The organism is Pseudonocardia nigra, assembly GCF_019396355.1.
GTDB classification, from domain to species: Bacteria; Actinomycetota; Actinomycetes; order Mycobacteriales; family Pseudonocardiaceae; genus Pseudonocardia; species Pseudonocardia nigra.
In genome coordinates this window covers 1-18,694 of record NZ_JAHKRK010000157.1, presented here as the reverse complement: position 1 = coordinate 18,694, position 18,694 = coordinate 1, and the positions used below count along the sequence as shown (strand labels likewise).

Sequence of the window (18,694 nt, the reverse complement as noted above, 5' to 3'; positions counted from 1 at the left end):
GCCACCTCAAGGCACTCCAAGACCTCGGATACGAGGTCACACTCGCCAAGGCCTCATAGGCTGCGGTCGATTCTCCTGACAGCCACTTTCGCGCAACCACATGGCATGAAAGTGGCTTTGCTGCAACTTCAGCGGCCCAGGGAGCGCCGGATCTCCTCGAGCTTCGCGGCCGCGGCGCGTTCGCGCTCGGCCTCCTGCTCCTCCTGGGTCCGGCCGGCCGCGGTGGCCCCGGCCAGTTCCGCGGCGCCGAGCGATGTGGCGTAGCGCTGCTCGATCCGGTCGCGCACGAAGTCGAGGCTCGGGGTGCCGTGCTCGTCGTAGTCGGGTGCGGGCGCGGCGGCCACGTCGGGCACGATCTCCGCGTCGACGGGCTCGGGTGGCGGCGACGGGTCGGGCATCGGAGGTCCTTTCACTCGGACGGCCGTGCGACGACCACGCTACGCCTTCGAGGACCACCCGAACGGTCACCGATTCGGTCCTCAAGGTCGCGTCATTTCACCGTAGTACTTTCGTTGACCGTAGAGGGCACCGCTCGGTGTTCCCGGCCCGGGCACGGGGAGGACCAGCATGACCGCTGCCGCCACGACGGCAGGCACTGCGCAGGCACCGGCCGGTGCGGCCAGTACCCGTGTCACCCGCATCGCGCCCTCGGGGGCACCGGTCGACCTGACGCACCCGGTGGCCTTCGGCGAGTACCGCTGGTACGGCAACACGCGCTTCACGGGCCCGCGCACGGCCCGGCAGTTCTTCCTCGCCCCGGCGGGCGAGCACCGCGCGATCCCGGCGCAGGTGCTTCCCGGTGCCCGTGAGCACCGGCAGCCGATGCGCGGGTTCGACGCGATCGTCTACGAGGCGCCCGACCGGTCGGACTCGGCGTTGGTGCTCGCCGGCCCGCACCACGAGGCCACCACCTGGTTCGGTGGACCCGCCCCCGACGTCGCCGGGCTGACCGCACTGCTGTCGACGTTCCGGTTCACCGACTCGGAGCAGGGCGCCGCGCTCACGCCGGTGTCGGACCTGCTGGTGCAGCAGGGCGACGTCGCGCTGATCGGGCAGAGCGACCGGTCGACGCTGCTCGTGCGCCGCTCCGTCGACATGCTGCCCACGCTCCCGGACTGGGCGGGGTTCGCGCTGCCCGGCGGCGAGCTGTGGCGGGCGGGCCGGGTGCTCGGCGAGCAGGCGGCCGCCCTCGTCGCGGACACCCCGCACCAGTGGCGCTACCTGCTGGCGGGGGACACCGCGGCGATGGACCTCGTCCTGCTCGGCCCCGAGTCCGGGCTGCCGCGGACGGACATGGCCGAGCAGCAGGTCGTGGAGGCGCTGACCGCGCTCACCGCTCGCTGGGCGGCCTGAGCGTGTCCGTCGCCCTCGCCGTCGCGTTGCTGGCACTGCTCGTCGCCCTGTTCGCGCTGGTCGCCCTCGTCGCGGTGTACGCGCGGGTGCGGGCGTTGGAGGCGGGCCGGGCGGCGGAGCTGTCCGGGTACGCCCCGCTCGTCGGACGCGCGGCACCCGCCGTGGTGCGGCCCGGTCCGGGCGGCCGCGTCAGCGTCGTGGCGGTGCTCGACGCCGACTGCGCCGCCTGCCACACGGTGTGGGACGTCCTCGTGGAGGCCGCCGGATGCGCCGACGGCACCCGGTTCGTCGCACTCGTCGACCGGCCCGCCGACTTCACCCCCGACCCGTCGGGGCGCGCCGCGCTCGTGGCCGACACCGGTGCCCGCGCCGACCTGTTCGAGGGCTACACGCCCACCTTGCTGGCCGTGGACGCGGCGGGCACCGTCACACATCGCAGCTTCGTCTACCCCGACACTGACCTGCGCGCCCTCGTGGTCGAGCTGGCAGGAGGACAAGAGGTGAGCAGGGCATGACCCGCCTGGACGAGATCCCCACCGCCTTCGAGCCACCCGCGGAGGCCCGGCCGAGCGCGGTCGTGGCGCGGATCCGGTCGATCCGACCGAGCAGGCGGGCCGTCCTGCGCGGGCTGGTGGTCGGCGCGGCCGCGGCGGCGCTGGTGCCGCTGGACTGGTACCTCACCCGCCGGGAGGCCGCGGCGCAGGACCGCTCGGAGGGCTCCAGCACGTCCGAGCACACGACGTGCGTGCCGGAGAACTATCAAGAAGAGGCCAACAACTGGCCGGCCAACGGCATGGCGGTCTGCTACGGCGGCTGGCGCCGCGGCTCCTACCCGTGCTCCGACGGCTACCACCGCGAAGGCAGCTACGAGTCGAACGGCGACCGGTTCGAGTCGACCCGCCTCACCACCGACTGCCACGGCAAGAACGCCTGGCGCTGGAAGGGCTACCGCTGCTCCGACGCGATCACGCGCGTCACGTTCGCCGACGGCTCCACCTACAGCGGGATGACGATCGCGGCCTGCACGCTGGAGGCGGACACCGAGGACCGCCGCGACCCGTCCACGGCGTTGCCGCTGCCCGGGATCGGCAGCGGCATCCGGTCCCTGCCCGGGATCGGCGAGCTGCTCGGCCGCTGAGCTGAGCGTGCGAAGCGAACAGTCGGCGCTGACCCGGGGCAGACGATGACGTCCTCGGCGCGGTCGCGGTACCACTGGCTGCTGCATCCCGCCACGGCGGCCGTCGCGCTGGTGGTCCTCGCGGCGCTGGCCGCGCTCGGGACGCCCGCGGCCCCCGCCGTCGCTCCGGTGCTCCTGGTGGCGGTGGCCGGCGCCGCGGCGGGGTTCGCCAACTCCGGCAGCACTTGAAGCCACAACTCGGCGTTCCTGCTGAGCGCGTCGGTCTGGCGCGACACACCCGTGGTCCGGTTCTTCGGAGCCGGCCTCCTCCTCGGTGCGGTCCTGGTGGCGTTCGTGGGCGCGGTGCTCGGCGCGCTGCCGCAGGCGCTGCTGCCCGCTCCGGTGCGGTGGTCGCTGTTCGGCCTGGTCGCGGTGCCGGTGCTGCTGCGCGAGTGCGGCCTCGTGCGGTTCCCCGTGCCGCAGAACGCCCGGCTCGTGCCCCAGGACGTGCAGCACCTGCGCCAGTGGGGCGCGCTGCAGTTCGGCTTCGAGATGGGCACGGGGATGCGCACCTACTCGCCGTCGGCGCTGCCGCACCTGGCGCTCGTCGCGGTGCTGCTCGTCGTCCCGTTCCCGGCGGCGTTCGCGGTGGCGGCGGGCTTCGCAGCGGGGCGGCTCGCGATGCCGCTGCTGTCGAACGCGTGGAGCGCCGACGGCTCGTGGACGGAGGTCTGGGGCCGGGCCGAGCCGGTGGTGCGGCCCCTGCTCGCCCTGACGGCGACCGGTGCGCTGGTCGTTGCCATGCTGTCGACGTGGTGAAGCCCGTCGAGGTCGTCGTCGTCTACGACGTCGCCTGCGCGGCGTGCTCGCGCATCGCCCGCGAGCTGCCGGACCTGGTGCGCGTGCCCGTGCTGGTGCGGTCCTGCCGCGACCCGCAGCTCGCCGGCGCGCATCCCACCCTGCCGCCGGCCGTGCGCACCTGCGCCACCCCGGCGCTCGGCACCGTGCGCCCCGACGGCTCCGTGCGCTGGTGGCCGGGCCTGACCGGGGCGCTGGGCGTGCTGCCCGTGGTGCGGCTGCGCGGGCTGCCCGAGGCCGTGGCGCTGCTGTGGACGGCGTTCCGAGCGCGGCGATGAGTTCCGCGGCCCCGCGCAGTCACACCGGCATGACCACTTTCGCCCTGATCCCCGGCGCAGCCACCGACCGCTGGTACTGGCACCTCCTCGAGGCCGAACTGCGTGCCCGCGGCCACGAGACCGTCGCCGTCGACCTGCCGTGCGACGACGACGCGGCCGGTCTGCCCGAGTACGCCGACGCCGCCGTCGCGGCCATCGGCGACCGCTCCGACGTCGTCGTGGTCGCCCACTCCTTCGGCGGCTTCACCGGCCCACTCGTCTGTGCGCGGCGGCCGGTGCGCAGGCTCGTGCTGGTGACGGCGATGGTCCCGCGACCCGGTGAGGCCCCGGGGGACTGGTGGGCGAACACGGGGCACGAGCAGGCCCCCGCCGTCGACGACGTCGACCTCTTCCTCCACGACGTGCCCGCCGGCCTCGCCGCCGAGGCGATGCGGCACGGCCGGGACCAGTCGGGCACCCCGATGTCGGCACCGTGGCCGCTCGACGCCTGGCCCGATGTGCCCACGTCGTTCCTGCTGTGCCGCGACGACAAGTTCTTCCCGGCCGACTTCGTGCGCCGGGTGGTGCGGGACCGCCTGGGCGTCATCCCCGACGAGATGGACGGCAGCCACCACCCGATGCTCTCGCGTCCCCGGGAGCTGGCCGACCGACTCGAGGGCCACCTCGAGGGCTGCGCGGACTAACGTGCACCTACGTGACGATCACGCCGTTCGGATCCTGGCCCACCCCGATCACCTCCGAGCTCGTCGTCGCCGCCGCGGTGCGGCTGGCGGAGCTGCGCACCGACGGTGAGGACCTCGTCTGGACCGAGGGACGGCCCGCGGAAGGCGGGCGCACCCAGCTCGTCCGGCGGTCCGCGGACGGGGCCACCACGGACCTCCTGCCGGAGGGGATGGACGCGCGCACGGGCGTGCACGAGTACGGCGGCGCCGCCTGGTGGGTTCGTGACGGGGTCGTCTGGTTCGCGAACTGGGCCGACCAGCGGCTGTACCGCCTCGCGCCCGGCGGCGCGCCCGAGGCGCTGACGCCGGAGCCCGCCCGGCCCCGCGCCGACCGGTACGCCGACGGCGACGTGGCCTTGGACGGGGCGACGATCGTCTGCGTCCGCGAGCGGCACACCGGGTCGTCCGCCACGGAGGTGCACAACGAGGTCGTCCGGCTTGCCGCGCACGCGCCGAGCGAGCCCGAAGTGCTCGTCAGCGGGCCGGACTTCGTCGCGGCTCCCCGGCTGAGCCCCGACGGCGACACCCTCGCGTGGCTGCAGTGGAACCACCCCGCCATGCCGTGGGACGCCACCGAGCTGGTGGTCCGCGACCTCGGCACGGGCGTGGAGACGGTGGTCGCGGGCGGGCCCCACGAGTCGGTCCTGGAGCCGCGGTGGCAGCCCGACGGGACGCTGTGGTTCATCAGCGACCGCACCGACTGGTGGAACCTCTACCGCTGGGTGCCGGGCTCGGACATCGAACCGGCCGTCCGCATCGACGCCGAGATCGGCGCGCCCGCCTGGACGCTCGGGTCGGCCCGGTACGCGACGCTGGACGACGGCCGCGTCGTGTTCGCGCGGACCGCGTCGGGCTTCGACGGGCTCGCCGTCCGCGCCGCCGACGGCACGGTCACCGACCTCGACCTGCCGTTCTCTGCGATCGCCGCGGTGCGCGCGGCCGGGCCGGACGCGGTCGCCGTGGTGGCCGGGAGCCCCACCGCCGAGCCCGGAGTCCACCGCGTGAACCTCACCACGGCCGCGGTCGAGAAGCTGCGCCCGCCGCGCGACCTCGGCGTGGACGTGGCTTCGCTGTCGGTGCCCGAGCCGATCACGTTCCCGTCCGTCGACGGCGCCGGGGAGCGGCGCACGGCACACGCGCTGTTCTACCCACCGACGAACGCCGAGCACGAGGGCCCGGACGGGGAGCTCCCGCCGCTGCTCGTGGTGATCCACGGCGGCCCGACGTCGGCCGCGGTGCCCGCGCTCAGCGTCAGCGTGCAGTACTGGACGAGCCGCGGCTTCGCCGTCGTCGACGTCGACTACGGCGGGTCGACCGGCTACGGGCGCGCCTACCGGGAGCAGCTGCTGGGCCAGTGGGGCGTGATCGACGTCGCCGACTGCCTCGCCGCAGCGGCGTGGCTGGCCGAGCAGGGCCGGGTGGACGGGGCCCGGCTGTGCATCCGCGGCGGCTCGGCGGGCGGCTACACCACCCTGGCCGCGCTCGCCCGCGACGACACCCCGTTCGCGGCGGGCGCGGACCATTTCGGCGTGGCCGACCTGGAGGCGCTCGCCGCCGACACCCACAAGTTCGAGAGCCGGTACCTCGACCGGCTCGTCGGGCCCTACCCCGAGGCGCGCGACGTGTACGTCGACCGGTCGCCGATCCACCACGTCGACCGCTTCACCCGCCCGCTGATCGTCCTGCAGGGCGCCGAGGACGCGATCGTGCCGCCGAGCCAGAGCGAGCAGATCGTCGAGGCGCTCCGCGCCCGCCGGGTGCCGGTGGCGTACCTGCTGTTCGACGGCGAGCAGCACGGGTTCCGGCGCGCGGAGAACATCCGGCGTGCACTCGACGCCGAGCTGAGCTTCTACGGCCAGGTGCTGGGCTTCGAGCTGCCGGCGGGCGAGGGCATCGAGCGGGTGGCCATCGAGAATCTCGCCGGGTCCTGACCCGGTCGGCACTCGCGCCTGGCGGGGCGCTGACGTCGTTGTCCGGGTTGCCCGTGACATCAGCGCCTCGCCGGGCGTCAGTCGCCGGTCATCTCCGCCCCGGCCAGCGTCTTGCCCGGCGGCCCCGCGGGCGTCCGGCGGGCCCGCGACAAGCGCCGCTCCATGTACTCCGCGAGCTTGCTCAGCGCGTAGTTGATCGCGATGAAGATCAACGCGATGGTGAAGTACATCGGGATCGGGTTGTCGAGGTTCTGGATGATGATCTGACCGGTCTGCAACAGCTCCGGATAGGAGATGATGAAGCCGAGGGCGGTGTCCTTGAGGATCACGACGAGCTGGCTGATCAAAGTCGGAAGCATCACCCGGAACGCCTGAGGAAGCAGGATCAGGCGCAGCGTCTGCCCACGGGTCATCCCGACCGCCAGAGCTGCCTCGCGCTGTCCGGCCGGCAGCGAGTTCACCCCCGCGCGCACGATCTCGGCGATGATCACCGAGTTGTACGCGGTGAGCCCGATCACCAGGAACCACATGATCGGCAGGTCGACACCGATCTCCGGCAGCACGCGCGAGGCGAAGAAGATCAGGACGACGACCGGGAGCCCGCGGAACAGCTCGACGACCCCGACCACGGCCCAGCGGTACCACGGCGCGCTGGTCAGCCGGATGACCGCCAGCACGGTCCCGATCACGAGCGAGAGCACCATCGCCAGCGCCGCGGCCACCAGCGTGTTCTGCAGGCCGTTCGCGAGCAGCGCCCACACCTGGACGAAGTCGGAGTCCGTGGGATTGACGAGCGCCGACCACTTCTCGGCAGTGAACTGGTCCTGCGCGGCCAGCCGGGCGATGACCACTGCGAGGACGGCGAGCAGCACCACGCCCGCGACGATGCTCCCGGTCAGGTAGCGCCGCTTCGCGCTCGGACCGGGGACGTCGTAGAGAACCGCGGTCATCGGGCGATCGCCACCTTGCGCTCGACGACGCCGAGCAACAGCCCGGCGGGGATGGTCAGGAGCAGGTATCCGAGAGCGACTCCGGTGAGCACCGGCAGCGCGGCAAGCCCCTGAGAGCCGGTCAGCGCGACGCCGACCGAGAAGAGGTCGCCGCCGACACCGAACGCGCCGACGATCGCCGAGTTCTTGATCATGGCGATGAGGACGTTCCCCAGCGGGGGCACGACCGTGCGGAACGCCTGCGGCAACACCACCTGCCCGAGTGACTGGCTGAAGGTGAGACCGATCGCCCTGGCCGCCTCCGCCTGACCCGCGGACACCGAGTTGATACCGCTGCGCACCGCCTCGCAGACGAACGCCGAGGTGTAGAGCGCCAACCCGGTCACCCCGAACCAGAAGTACTGGCCGTTGATGCCGATCTCGGGGAGCCCGAACGCCGTCGCGAAGAGCACCACCGTCAGCGGCGTGTTGCGGAAGACCGTCACCCACGACGTTCCGACCCAGCGCAGCGGCGGCACCGGGGAGACCCGGAAACTCGCCATGAGCGTGCCGAGCACGAGCGCGCCGACGCCGGCGAAGAGACAGATCCGCAGGGTGGTCAGCACTCCCTGCCCGTACAGGCCCAAGTTGTCGAAGACGGGGTCCACGCCCGGCCCTTCAGGTCAGGATCGAGCGGGGCGCCGGACCCGGCGCCCCGCCCGACCACGGGAGATCAGCTGCAGGGATCCAGCTCGGGAAGCTTCGGGGTCTCCTCGGCGACCTGACCGGCGGTGGACTCCCACGCCTCGGCGTAGGCGCCGCTCTCGGCCGCCTCCCGGAGGGTGGTGTTGATGAACTCGCAGAAGGCGACGTCACCCTTGGTGATGCCGATGCCGTAGGGCTCCCCGGTGAAGGGCTCACCCACCAGCTTGAATGCGCCGTCACTGTCGTTGACGAACCCGAGCAGGATCACGTTGTCGGTGGTGACGACGTCGACCTGGTTGGTGCGCAGCGCGTCGGCACACAGCGAGTAGGTGTCGAACAGCGTCAGCTGAGCAGGGTCGATGTACTCCAGGATGTTCTGCGAGGGCGTCGAGCCGCTCACCGAACACACGCGCGCGCCGCTCTCGCGCAGCGACTCGGGCCCGGTGACCGTGGTGTTGTCGCTGCGCACCATCAGCGTCTGACCGGCCTCGTAGTACGGGCCGGCGAAGCTGATCCGCTCCTTGCGGGCGTCGTTGATGGTGTAGGTCGCCACCACCATGTCGACGCGGCCCTGCTGGATGACCTCCTCCCGGGTGGCGGACGGGGTCTCGGTCCAGTTGATGTTCTCGGGCTCGATGCCCAGCCCACCGGCGATGATCTTGGCAATCTCGACATCGAAGCCCTCCGGCTCCCCGGACAGGCCCTGCAGGCCGAACAGCGGCTGGTCGAACTTGGTGCCGATGTTGATCGAGCCGGCCTCGGCGAGACGGGCCATCGTCGTGCCGGCCTCGAAGGTGGTGTCCTCGGCGACGGGGGGAGCGGCGGCGTCGCCCGAGCCCCCGCCTCCGCACGCCGCCAGGGTGAGGCCTGCCACGGCAGCCACGGCGGTGAGACTGAGTCGTCGAAGTCGCATTTCCACTCCTGTGATGGGGATGAGGTGGATCGGAGGATCAGTGGGTGAGGATCTTGCCGAGGAAGTCCTTGGCCCGATCCGAGGTGGGGTTGGAGAAGAACGTCTCCGGCGCCGCATCCTCGACGATCTCGCCGTCCGACATGAACACCACCCGGTTCGCGGCGCGTCGCGCGAAACCCATCTCGTGGGTGACGACGAGCATCGTCATGCCCTCGCCCGCGAGCGTGGTCATCACGTCCAGCACCTCCTGGACCATCTCCGGGTCCAGGGCGGAGGTGGGCTCGTCGAACAGCATCACCTTGGGCTTCATCGCCAGCGCGCGGGCGATCGCGGCGCGCTGCTGCTGCCCACCGGACAGCTGTGCGGGGTACTTGTCCTTCTGGTTGGCGATCCCGACGCGCTCCAGCAGGGCCAGCCCGTTCTTATCCGCCTCGGCCTTGTTCGTGCGGCGCACCTTGACGGGACCGAGCGTGACGTTCTCGAGGATCGTCTTGTGGGCGAACAGGTTGAAACTCTGGAACACCATGCCGACATCGGCGCGCAGCGCGGCGAGGGCCTTGCCCTCCTCGGGCAGCCGTTCGCCGTCCACCTCGATCGTGCCGCTGTCGATCGGTTCCAGCCGGTTGATCGTGCGGCAGAGCGTCGACTTGCCCGACCCCGACGGGCCGAGCACCACGACCACCTGGCCGGTCTCGACCTCGAGGTTGATGTCGCGGAGGACGTGCAGCTCTCCGAAGTGCTTGTCGACGGACGCCATGCGGATCATGGGGGTCGTGGTCATCGGGGTCCTCCGGGCATGGCGGGACGCTAGGGCTGTGCGGACATCCCAGTCCAGCACCTTGAGCAACCCATAGGGTTTCGCTCCGATAACGCTCGCGAGACCTCTGGCAGGGTCGGGGTATCAGTGCTGGGGAGGCTGTCCGAGTGCACATCCTGCTGGTCGAGGACGACGACCGCATCGCGGCCGCGCTGCGCCCCGCCCTGCACCGCCACGGTATGACGACCACGCGGCTCGCACAGGGGCGCGACGCGGTCCGTCACCTGGACGGGGTTGACGTCGTGCTGCTCGATCTCGGCCTGCCCGACGTCGACGGCGTCGACGTCTGCCGGGCGATCCGTGACGTGAGCGAGGTGCCCGTGATCGTCGTGTCCGCCCGCGGGGAGGTCGACGACCGGATCCTCGGGTTGCACTCCGGGGCCGACGACTACCTCGTGAAGCCCTACGACGTGGGTGAGCTGGTGGCGCGCGTGCACGCGGTGTGCCGGCGCAAGCCGACCGGCACCTCGGCCGGCACCGGCGGATCCGGCGGCACGCTCACCGTCGGGGACGTGGCGATCGACCTGGACCGCTACGCGGTCACCGTCGCGGGCGCCCCGGTGGCGCTCACGCGCAAGGAGTTCCAGGTGCTCGCGGTGCTCGTCAGGGCCAAGGGCGTGGTGTGCACCCGCAGCCAGATCGTGGCGGAGGTGTGGGGGCGTCCGTGGGCGGGCGCGAACCGCACGCTGGACGTGCACGTGGCGACGCTGCGCACGAAGCTCGGCAGGCCGGAGCTGATCCAGACCGTCCGCGGGGTCGGCTACCGGCTCAACCTGCCCGACGCCGCCGTGGACAGGGCGGCCGCCGACGAGGACGACGAGTCCACGGGGAAGGGCTGACCCACCGTGCGCGCCCGGCTGCTGGTGATCGTGACCTTCCTCGTCGGCCTGCTGGCCGTCGGGCTGGGGGTGCCACTGGCGCTGTACTACGCGCAGGCGGCACAGCTGGGGCTGTTCACCGACCGGCTGACCGACACCATCTACTACGCCTCGCTCGCCGAGCGGCCGATCACGGATGCCGACCCCACCGGGCTCGAGGAGGAGCTGGAACGCTACGACGCGGTGTTCGCCGTCGCGGTGATGGTGCTCGACCGCGACGGCGAGCTGATCGCCACCTCCCGGCAGCCGCCGCCGGTGCTCGACGAGGACGGGCAGGAGCGCGTCGCGCTGGCGCTGGCCAACCGGCGGTCGGAGACCTACCCGCTGCTCATGCCGTGGGACGACCGGCCGCTCGTGCTCGCCGAGCCCGTGCTGGTGGACACCGAGGTGCGCGGCGTCGCCGTCACGGTGTCGCCCACCGACGCGCTGCGCGCCGAGGAGGTGCGGGTGTGGTCGACGGTCGCCGCGGCGGGGCTGCTCGCGATCGCGCTCGGTGTGCTGGTCGCGTTGCCGATCGTGCGCTGGATCCTGCGACCGGTGCGGAGGTTGGACGAGGGCACCGGCCGGGTCGCCGCCGCCGTGCTCGCGGGTGCCGACGCCGAGCCGGTGGCCGACAACACCGGCCCGCCCGAGCTGCGCAGGCTGTCGGTCTCCTTCGACCGCATGGCCGAGACCGTGACCCACGCCTACGCGGCGCAGCGCGCCTTCGTCGCCGACGCGAGCCACCAGCTGCGCAACCCGCTCACGGCACTGCACCTGCGGCTGTCCAACCTGCAGGGACACGTCGACGCGGCCGGGGCCGACGACCACGTCGCGGCGCTCGAGGAGTCCGAACGCCTGTCCACGCTGCTCGACGGCCTGCTCGCGCTGGCCCGCGCCGAGCGCACGGCACCGCTCGCGACCGTGGACGTCGACCCCGCCGTCACCGACCGGCTCGACGCGTGGCGCCCGCTCGCCGAGCACATGGACCTGCGGCTCGTCCGCGACGGCACCGGCGGCCTGCGGGTCGTGGCGCCCAGCGGGGCGATCGAGACCGTGCTCGACGCGGTGCTCGACAACGCGGTGAAGTTCTCCCCGCCGGGCGGCGCCGTGCGCGTCCGGACCGGGAGGGCCGACGGGCACGTCGAGATCCGCGTGCGCGACACCGGACCGGGCCTCGCCCCGGAGGAGCTGGAACGCGCGACCGACCGGTTCTGGCGCAGCCCGGCGCAGAGCAACGTGGACGGCTCCGGGCTGGGGCTCGCGATCGCCGCCCGCACCGTCGAGCTGGCCGGCGGCGAGCTGCGCCTCGAGCTGCCCGACGGCGGCGGGCTGTGCGTGGTGGCCCGGTTCCCCGCCGCCCCCGGCGCGGAACCGCCGCCGCCCGACCCGGAGTGACCGCGCCCCGCGAGTCGCCCGTTCCCGCCGCGCGAGTCGCCCGTATTCCGCCCGCGAGTCGGCACGAAGTGGCGGGCGAGTCGCACGGTGGGCGGAGCCGCCTACGCCGACGGTCACGTCGGCACCCGCGAGCTGCGCTCCACACGCGCAGGCAGCACGGCGCGCAGCAGCAGGTAGCTCAGCAGCCCGAGCGGTGAGAGCAGGATCGTCAGGACGAGCACGGGCGCCATGATCAGCGGATGCACGCCGCGTTCGCGCGCGTCCAGGTACATCCAGCGGCCGATGAACAGCTCGAACCCGATGAAGTGCGCCCACGCCGCCGCAGCCCCGGCGGGCGTGCCGAACAGCGCCGCGAGCACGGGCAGATCCGGGGCGGACACCGCCGACCAGAACGCGCCGAGCTGCGGGACGAGCAGCACCACGTACACCAGCAGCGGTGGCGCGGCCACGAGCGGCGAGGCCATGACGCGGCGGGTGACCGACCAGCCCGGCGCGAGGATCATCAGTGCCCAGAACGGCACGGCGAGCGGGAAGGCGAGCGCGAAGAGGGTCTGAGGGGTCCACCGGCTCCTCCGAGTCAGACGGTGACGAGGGCGGCGCGCCGGGCGGCCGCACGGGTCACGGCGTGCAGCGCGGCGCCCGTGCCGAGCACGAGGGCGGCCAGCGCGAGGAGCGTGCCACCATCGGGGGCGAGCAGCGGCTGGGCGCGCAGGGCCTGCCAGGTGAGCAGGACGACCAACCCGAGGTAGCCCGCGGCCGCGACGAGGACCACCTGTCGCCGTCCGGTCCCGTCGAGTCGTCGGCCGAGCGCGGCGGCCAGCAGTGGCAGGACTTGCACGGCGTGCATGCCCACGAAGTGTGCGATCCGCAGATCCCCGCCCGTGGTGCTCCAGCCGACGAACGGCAGCCCGGGACCGCCGTCCGCGACGCCGACCGCGTGCGCGTCGAGCCCGGACATCACGAACCCGACCGACATGCCGACGATCCCCACCGCGAGGCCGAGGCCGATCGCGGTGCCCATGACGCGGTCGCGGCCGGGCTCGCGCAGGAACCGCAGTGCCACGGCGATGGTCGCCAGGTAGAGCACCACGACGGTCACGCCCATGATCGTGTAGAGGGTGGCTCCGGTGGCGTCGTCGTCGTTGAAGTGGCTGCGCACGCCGCGAGCCGCCTGCCCCGTGATGATCACCAGTTCGATCACGGACGTGACCATGATCAGCCAGCCGGTGCGGCGCAGCGCGGGGGCTCGCAGCTGTCCGAGCATCCACGCCAGCGCGCCGGCGTAGGCGACGAACGAGATCGCGAACTTCAGCGGCTTGACCCACAGGGGTGCGCCGAGCAGCGTCCGTTGGTCGACGACGGCCAGGGCCGCGATCGCGACCGCGAGGCCGGCGCAGGCCACGGCGAACCAGTAGAGTCCCGGGTGGCCCCGGCGGGCGGTGGTGAGGACGACGGACACAGTGAATCCTCCTGACGCTGTTAGGCTACGAGAGCGACGTCAGTGTCGCGCTGTTTGACTAACACTGTCAAGGAGAACTGTCGATGCCAGTCGGAGGAGTGCGGGAGCGACGGCGCGGGGAAACCGTCCAGGAGATCAAGGACGCCGCGCTGCAGCAGCTGGCGGAGTCCGGGAGCGACGCGCTGTCGCTGCGCGCCGTCGCGCGGACGGTGGGGATGACGGTGCAGTCGCTCTACCACTACTTCGACAGCCGCAACGCGCTGCTCGTCGCCCTGGTCACGGACGCGCACAGCGCGCTCGCCAACGCCGTGGAAGCGGCGGCGGAACGGACGCGGGGGCGTTCGCCGCTCGAGCGCAGGCTCGCCGCCACCGGGGCCTTCCGCGACTGGGCACTGGTCAACCGCGCCGCGTTCCTCCTGCTCTACGGCACGCCGGTGCCGGGCTTCGATCCGTTCGCGGCGAGCGGTCCGGACGCGGCGTCGCTGCGGCTGGCTGCGCCGTTCGTCGACGTCGTGTTCGGCGGCTGGACCCCGCAGCAGCTCGCCGCTGTGCCCGCACCGCCGGGGGCGCCGCTCCAGGAGGCATCCGACCCGGGGATCCCGCTCCCGCCGGCCGCTCTCGAGCTCTTCATCGAGCTGCGAGCGCGGATGCACGGGCTGGTGATGCTCGAGCTGATCGGGCACCTGCAACCGTTCAACGACTGCGCCCGGGCCATGTTCACCGCGGCGATGCATCGCATGTCCGACGACGTCGACGCCCTCCAACGCGCGCTGCCCGAGTGATGAGCGGCGCTACGACGCCTTCTCCACCCGGAAGAAGCGTTCGGCGCCCGGGTGCAGCGGCACCGGCTGCGTGCCGATCGCGGCCCGCAGGTCGATCGTCAGCGCCGCCGGGCTCGCGGCGGCGAGCTGCGGCTGCGCCTCGAACAGGGCCCTGACCAGCGCGCCCGCAAGGTCGTCGGACATCTCGGCCGGGACGAGCAGGAAGTTGCGCACGAGCAGGCTGGTGACCGGCTCGGGGATGCCGTAGGTGGCCGCCGGCACCGTCCCCGCCGCGTACACGGGGTACACGTCGCGCACCGCCTGGATCGCGTCCTCCAGGTTGAGCAGCCGGATCGGCAGGGTCTCCGACAGCGCCGAGACCCCGCGGGTGGGCAGGCCGCCCGACCAGAAGAAGGCGTCGATGCGGCCGTCCGCGAGGGCGTCGATCGAGTCGTTGATCCCGAGCTGCACGGCCTGGAAGTCGCGCTCCGGCGACAACCCCACCACCTCGAGCAGGCGCTGCGCGATCACGAATACGCCGGAGTCGGGCGCGCCGACGGAGACCCGCGCCCCCCGCAGCCCGGTGAGCGAGGTGACCGGCGAGGCCGCCGGGACGACGACGTGCAGCACGTCGTCGTAGATGCGGGTGAGGGCGCGGGGCGCGCGAGGATCGCCGGGTGCGGAGCGCTCGAGCTGGTCGGCCGCCGTGTCGACCTGGCTGAACACGACGTCGGCCGCACCGGACGCGAGCCGTGCGAGGTTGTCGACCGACCCCGCCGTCGCGAGCACCTCGGGCCGGCCGGTGAGGCCGAGCTCCTGCTGCCAGGCCTCGGCCAGCGCCTGGCCCAGGTTGAAGTAGACGCCCTCGGTGCCGCCTGCCGCGATCGTCAGGCGGGTGCCGGCGAAGGGCGACGAGCAGGCCGGGAGCAGGGCGAGGGCGCCGAGGGCCCCGAGCCCACGCAGGACGGCGCGGCGGTCGACCGCCGCTGCGCCACCCTCCATGCGGGCATCCTGCCGTGCCCACGCTGCGCGGTCGACCCGCCCGCGCCGGACCCGGCCGCGGCGACCTACCCTCGTAGCGTGACGCGCAGCTACACCATCCGCACCTACGGGTGCCAGATGAACGTGCACGACTCCGAGCGGATGGCGGGGCTGCTCGAGGCCGCGGGGTACGCGAGGTCCGATTCCGACGAGGCCGACGTCGTCGTCTTCAACACCTGTGCGGTGCGCGAGAACGCCGACAACCGGCTCTACGGCAACCTCGGCCATCTCCGGCCGGTCAAGGCCGCGCGCCCCGGGATGCAGATCGCGGTCGGCGGCTGCCTCGCGCAGAAGGACCGCTCCGAGATCGTGCGCCGGGCCCCCTGGGTGGACGTCGTGTTCGGCACCCACAACGTGCACGCGCTGCCCGTGCTGCTGGAGCGGGCCCGGCACAACGAGTCGGCGCAGGTGGAGATCGCCGAGTCGCTCGAGGTGTTCCCCTCGACGCTGCCCGCCCGCCGCGACTCGGCCTACGCCGGCTGGGTGTCGATCTCGGTGGGCTGCAACAACACCTGCACCTTCTGCATCGTCCCGTCGCTGCGCGGCAAGGAGAAGGACCGCCGCCCCGGCGAGGTGCTGGCCGAGGTGCAGGCGCTGGCCGCCGAGGGCGTGCTCGAGGTGACCCTGCTCGGGCAGAACGTCAACTCCTACGGGGCCGAGTTCGGCGACCGCGGCGCGTTCGCGAAGCTGCTGCGGGCGTGCGGCGACGTCGAGGGACTGGAGCGCGTCCGGTTCACCTCGCCGCACCCGCGCGACTTCACCTCCGACGTGATCGCGGCGATGGCCGAGACGCCGAACGTGTGCCCGCAGCTGCACATGCCGCTGCAGTCGGGCTCCGACGACGTCCTGCGCCGGATGCGCCGCTCGTACCGGTCGGCTCGCTTCCTGGCGATCCTGGACGAGGTGCGCGCGTCGATCCCGCACGCGGCGATCAGCACGGACATCATCGTCGGGTTCCCGGGCGAGACCGAGGAGGACTTCGCCGCGACGCTCGACGTCGTGCGGCGGGCCCGGTTCGCGCAGGCGTTCACCTTCCAGTACTCGCCGCGGCCCGGCACGCCCGCGGCGACGCTGCCCGACCAGCTGCCCAAGGCCGTCGTCCAAGAGCGGTACGAGCGGCTCGTCGCGCTGCAGGAGGAGATCTCCTGGGAGCAGAACCGGGCCATCGAGGGCACCACCGTCGAGGTGCTCGTGTCGACGGGGGAGGGCCGCAAGGACGGCGCCACCCGCCGGATGAGCGGGCGCGCCCGCGACGGGCGGCTCGTGCACTTCGCTCCCGGCGACCTGCTGATCCGGCCCGGTGACCTCGTCGAGGTGACGATCGGCTACGGCGCGCCGCACCACCTCGTCGCCGACGGGCCGGTCCGCACCCACCGCCGCACCCGCGCCGGCGACGTCCACGAAACGGGTACCCGGCCGGGAGGAGCGCCGACCGGCCTCGGACTGCCCGGATTCGGCGCCCCAGCAGTCGCGCCGGCCACGGCCGCCTGCGGCACGAACGCGTGACCGGCGACCCCGGTCGAGTGGAGCGAGGGAGAGAGATGACCGAGCGGAAGGTCCCGGACGAGCTGGCGGCGCTGGACGCCGAGCTGGCCGGCGTGGCGCGGCGCGCGGAGCGACGGATCGACCCCGGCCCGACCGCGCTGGCGATCTCGGTCGCGATCCTCGTCCTCATCGGCGGACTGCTCCTCCCGTGGACCGGGTCGGTGCAGGGCTGGGAGGTGCTCGCGGGCGTCGAGCGGCTCGGGCTGCTGCCGCGGCTGTTCGCGTTCACCTCCCTCGGCTTCGGGCTGGTCGCTTCCGCCCTCGCGCTCGCCACCCGCTGGTGGGGCCTCGCCTGGCTCTCCGCAGTGGGCTGCGGGTTCTCGGTGGTGACGGGCCTGTGGGCGATCTGGTCGCGACAGGTCACGATCCCCGAGGGCGGCACCCCGGCGAGCGTGGGCCTGATCCTGGCCGTACTGGCCGTGCTCGTGCTGGCGGTGAGCTGGGTGCGGATCGCACTGCGCCGCTGACCCGCCGCGGGCCCGCCCGCTTCCTGATCGTCGGTGACGGGCGACTCGCGTGTCCGGATCGGGCGACTCACGTGTCCGGAACGGGCGACTCGCGGAAATCCCGCGAGTCGCCCGTTTTCGGCTGGCGAGTCGCCCCTGATCAGCGCTGCTGGACCGCCTGCTCGGCCGTCGCGAGCCACTCCCGCCACTGGTCGGCCTGGTTCTGGGCCTGCTCGGCGCGGCGGGTGTCGCCCGCGGCGCGGGCCTTCTCCGCCTGCGCCTCGAACTGGGACACCCGCTCCCGGAACTGGGCGACGCGCGCCTCGGCCTCGGGGTCGGTGCGTCGCCACTGCCGGTCGGCGGCCTCCCGGACCTTCTCCTCGACGGCCCGCAACCGCGCCTCGAGCGGGCGGATGTCGTCGCGGGGGACCTTGCCGATCTCCTCCCAGCGCTCCTGCACGGCGCGCAGGGCCGCCCTGGCGGCGGTCGGGTCCGAGGTGTCGATCTTCTCGGCCTCGAGCAGCAGAGCCTTCTTGGCCTCGGCGTTGGCGGCGAACTCGGCGTCGCGCTCGGCGAACGTCTCCGATCGGCGCGCGAAGAACGCGTCCTGGGCGGTGCGGAAGCGCTGCCAGAGCGCGTCGTCGGCGTCCTTCTGGGCGCGGCCGGCGGCCTTCCACTCCGCCATCAGGTCACGGAACCGGGCGGCCGTGGGGCCCCAGTCGTCGGAGTCGCTGAGCTTCTCGGCCTCGAGGACCAGCTCCTCCTTGCGCGCCTTCGCGGCCGACCGCTGGCGGTCCAGGTCGGCGAAGTGCGAGCCACGGCGGCGGTTGAACCCCTCCCGCGCCTTCGAGAACCGCTTCCACAGCTGCTCGTCGGTCTTGCGGTCGATGCCCCGGATCGTGCGCCACTCGTCGAGGATCGCCTTGAGCCGGTCGCCCGCCTGCTTCCACTGGGTGGCCTCCGCGGCGAGCGTCTCCGCCTCCGCGGCCAGTGCCTCCTTGCGGGCGATCGCCGCGGTGCGCTGGGCGTCGCGGGCCGAGCGGGCGGCGCCGACGGCCTGCTCGGCCTGCTGGACGAGCTCGTCGAGCCGTGCGGCCAGCCCGACGACGTCGCCGACGACCGTGGCGTCGGGGAGTGCGTCCCGGAGGGTCTTCGCGCTGCTCAGGGCGTTCTTCGGATCGCCGCCACCCGCGGTGAGCCGGGCGGCGAGCAGCTCGACCTCGGTGAGCATGTCGTCGAAGCGGCGGGCGAAGTGGGCGAGCCCCTCCTCGGGGGCGCCCGCCTGCCACGACCCGACCATCCGCTCGCCGTCGGCGGTGCGGACGTAGATCGTGCCCTCGGCGTCGACGCGGCCCCAACGGCCGGGGTCGGCACTCGCCACCGGCACCGACGACGGCGGGACGGCGACCGTCTCGCCCGGCGTGACCGGCGTGATCGGCGCGGCAAGGGGGACCGGCGGCGGGACGGCGGGCGCGGCCGGCCGGGGACGGCCGGCACCGGGCGGCGGGCCGGGACGCGGCGGCCCGGGCACCGGGGGCGGCGTGGGGCGGCCCCCCGGGGGCTC

22 protein-coding genes are annotated in these 18,694 nt (G+C 73.2%); 13 read left to right on the top strand and 9 right to left on the bottom strand.

The genetic code is table 11. From position 1 onward, the window contains the following. Positions 1–128: 128 nt before the first annotated feature. Entirely contained in the window at positions 129–398 is a 270-nt protein-coding gene (locus tag KME75_RS29060; protein WP_219418077.1) for a hypothetical protein, read from the bottom strand. Positions 399–567: 169 nt separating this feature from the next. Between KME75_RS29060 and KME75_RS29055 the strand changes: the two genes are divergently transcribed. From KME75_RS29055 to KME75_RS29020, 8 genes are read left to right on the top strand one after another with little or no spacing between them, the layout of a single operon-like run. Then, entirely contained in the window at positions 568–1,353 is a 786-nt protein-coding gene (locus KME75_RS29055; protein WP_219418076.1) for a hypothetical protein, read from the top strand. Between the two features lie 2 nt (positions 1,354–1,355). Further along, entirely contained in the window at positions 1,356–1,868 is a 513-nt protein-coding gene (locus KME75_RS29050) for a hypothetical protein (RefSeq protein WP_219418075.1), read from the top strand. Next, positions 1,865–2,491, top strand: a complete 627-nt coding sequence (locus KME75_RS29045; protein ID WP_219418074.1) for a hypothetical protein — start codon at positions 1,865–1,867, stop codon at positions 2,489–2,491. The genes KME75_RS29050 and KME75_RS29045 overlap by 4 nt, the downstream gene beginning before the upstream one ends. A 45-nt stretch (positions 2,492–2,536) precedes the next feature. Continuing rightward, complete coding sequence (locus KME75_RS29040) at positions 2,537–2,719, top strand: hypothetical protein (protein ID WP_219418073.1); 183 nt, start codon at positions 2,537–2,539, stop codon at positions 2,717–2,719. Between the two features lie 51 nt (positions 2,720–2,770). Further along, positions 2,771–3,289, top strand: coding sequence for a hypothetical protein (locus KME75_RS29035; protein ID WP_219418072.1), 519 nt, complete (start codon positions 2,771–2,773; stop codon positions 3,287–3,289). Beyond that, positions 3,283–3,606 carry a hypothetical protein gene (locus tag KME75_RS29030; protein WP_219418071.1) on the top strand — a complete coding sequence of 108 codons (324 nt, stop codon included), beginning with the start codon at positions 3,283–3,285 and terminating at the stop codon, positions 3,604–3,606. The genes KME75_RS29035 and KME75_RS29030 overlap by 7 nt, the downstream gene beginning before the upstream one ends. Before the next feature lie 29 nt (positions 3,607–3,635). Further along, a complete protein-coding gene (locus KME75_RS29025; protein ID WP_219418070.1) occupies positions 3,636–4,289 on the top strand; it encodes an alpha/beta fold hydrolase in 654 nt (217 codons plus the stop codon). Between the two features lie 11 nt (positions 4,290–4,300). Further along, positions 4,301–6,259 (top strand): S9 family peptidase, encoded by a 1,959-nt coding sequence (locus KME75_RS29020; protein ID WP_219418069.1) that lies wholly within the window; start codon positions 4,301–4,303, stop codon positions 6,257–6,259. A gap of 77 nt (positions 6,260–6,336) precedes the next feature. Here KME75_RS29020 and KME75_RS29015 read toward each other — a convergent pair whose 3' ends face one another. The 4 genes from KME75_RS29015 to KME75_RS29000 all read right to left on the bottom strand — a co-directional run bounded on the left by KME75_RS29015 (position 6,337) and on the right by KME75_RS29000 (position 9,572). After that, a complete protein-coding gene (locus KME75_RS29015) occupies positions 6,337–7,209 on the bottom strand; it encodes an amino acid ABC transporter permease (protein WP_219418068.1) in 873 nt (290 codons plus the stop codon). Then, positions 7,206–7,856 carry an amino acid ABC transporter permease gene (locus tag KME75_RS29010; RefSeq protein ID WP_219418067.1) on the bottom strand — a complete coding sequence of 217 codons (651 nt, stop codon included), beginning with the start codon at positions 7,854–7,856 and terminating at the stop codon, positions 7,206–7,208. Before KME75_RS29010 ends, KME75_RS29015 begins: the two co-directional genes overlap by 4 nt. Before the next feature lie 65 nt (positions 7,857–7,921). Then, positions 7,922–8,776, bottom strand: a complete 855-nt coding sequence (locus tag KME75_RS29005; RefSeq protein WP_308283186.1) for a glutamate ABC transporter substrate-binding protein — start codon at positions 8,774–8,776, stop codon at positions 7,922–7,924. Between the two features lie 67 nt (positions 8,777–8,843). Further along, a complete protein-coding gene (locus KME75_RS29000; protein WP_219418080.1) occupies positions 8,844–9,572 on the bottom strand; it encodes an amino acid ABC transporter ATP-binding protein in 729 nt (242 codons plus the stop codon). Positions 9,573–9,730: 158 nt separating this feature from the next. On the opposite strand from KME75_RS29000, the gene KME75_RS28995 reads away from it, so the two are divergent. Continuing rightward, complete coding sequence (locus KME75_RS28995) at positions 9,731–10,462, top strand: response regulator transcription factor (protein ID WP_219418065.1); 732 nt, start codon at positions 9,731–9,733, stop codon at positions 10,460–10,462. A gap of 6 nt (positions 10,463–10,468) precedes the next feature. After that, positions 10,469–11,878 carry a sensor histidine kinase gene (locus KME75_RS28990; protein WP_219418064.1) on the top strand — a complete coding sequence of 470 codons (1,410 nt, stop codon included), beginning with the start codon at positions 10,469–10,471 and terminating at the stop codon, positions 11,876–11,878. Positions 11,879–11,991: 113 nt separating this feature from the next. Here the strand turns inward: KME75_RS28990 and KME75_RS28985 are convergent, their stop codons facing one another. Both KME75_RS28985 and KME75_RS28980 read right to left on the bottom strand, forming a co-directional pair. Beyond that, positions 11,992–12,459, bottom strand: coding sequence for an ABA4-like family protein (locus tag KME75_RS28985; protein ID WP_219418079.1), 468 nt, complete (start codon positions 12,457–12,459; stop codon positions 11,992–11,994). Continuing rightward, positions 12,456–13,337 carry a hypothetical protein gene (locus KME75_RS28980; protein ID WP_219418063.1) on the bottom strand — a complete coding sequence of 294 codons (882 nt, stop codon included), beginning with the start codon at positions 13,335–13,337 and terminating at the stop codon, positions 12,456–12,458. Before KME75_RS28980 ends, KME75_RS28985 begins: the two co-directional genes overlap by 4 nt. A gap of 83 nt (positions 13,338–13,420) precedes the next feature. Here KME75_RS28980 and KME75_RS28975 point away from each other — a divergent pair, with 83 nt between their 5' ends. Further along, positions 13,421–14,119 carry a TetR/AcrR family transcriptional regulator gene (locus KME75_RS28975; RefSeq protein ID WP_219418062.1) on the top strand — a complete coding sequence of 233 codons (699 nt, stop codon included), beginning with the start codon at positions 13,421–13,423 and terminating at the stop codon, positions 14,117–14,119. A 9-nt stretch (positions 14,120–14,128) separates the two neighbouring features. Here the strand turns inward: KME75_RS28975 and KME75_RS28970 are convergent, their stop codons facing one another. Next, the gene (locus tag KME75_RS28970; RefSeq protein WP_219418061.1) at positions 14,129–15,100 is read right to left on the bottom strand and encodes a TAXI family TRAP transporter solute-binding subunit; all 972 of its coding nucleotides are present in this window, start codon (positions 15,098–15,100) and stop codon (positions 14,129–14,131) included. A 78-nt stretch (positions 15,101–15,178) separates the two neighbouring features. Between KME75_RS28970 and miaB the strand changes: the two genes are divergently transcribed. Together miaB and KME75_RS28960 are read left to right on the top strand one after the other, a co-directional pair. Next, the gene (gene miaB, locus KME75_RS28965) at positions 15,179–16,645 is read left to right on the top strand and encodes a tRNA (N6-isopentenyl adenosine(37)-C2)-methylthiotransferase MiaB (RefSeq protein ID WP_219418060.1); all 1,467 of its coding nucleotides are present in this window, start codon (positions 15,179–15,181) and stop codon (positions 16,643–16,645) included. A gap of 35 nt (positions 16,646–16,680) precedes the next feature. Beyond that, entirely contained in the window at positions 16,681–17,151 is a 471-nt protein-coding gene (locus KME75_RS28960; RefSeq protein WP_219418059.1) for an Rv2732c family membrane protein, read from the top strand. 139 nt (positions 17,152–17,290) lie between these two features. On the opposite strand, the gene KME75_RS28955 is transcribed toward KME75_RS28960, so the two are convergent. Beyond that, complete coding sequence (locus tag KME75_RS28955; protein WP_372452693.1) at positions 17,291–18,661, bottom strand: DUF349 domain-containing protein; 1,371 nt, start codon at positions 18,659–18,661, stop codon at positions 17,291–17,293. Positions 18,662–18,694 lie beyond the last annotated feature (33 nt).